The sequence below is a fragment of the Salinimicrobium oceani genome, assembly GCF_012037645.1.
The window spans coordinates 1-280 of sequence record NZ_JAAVJR010001688.1; the positions used below are offsets into that span (position 1 = coordinate 1).

Sequence of the window (280 nt, forward strand, 5' to 3'; positions counted from 1 at the left end):
TTCCATGCATCCAGCATCCAACTTGTTTTTTCCAATTCTCTAATATAAGCTCCTATAAGGTCAATGGTACCTTCATCTCCGCCTTTTTCGGCGACTTCAACCACTTTGCGCATCTGTTTTAGAATTGTGCCGTGGTCGTCCAAAAGATTCTTGATCATTTGGGCATCAGAAAGGTCCGATTTGGATTCCTTTACATTGGATTTTTCAAGGTATTCACTAAGATTGCTGGTGGGCTGGTAACGTAAAGTGAGAATTCTTTCTGCTATTTCGTCGATCTTGA

At 41.1% G+C, this 280-nt stretch carries 1 protein-coding gene; it reads right to left on the bottom strand.

Annotation, left to right across the window (positions count from 1 at the left end):
* The coding region (locus tag HC175_RS23605; RefSeq protein ID WP_168140144.1) for a Dps family protein at nt 1–280 on the bottom strand (280 nt) is incomplete at both ends.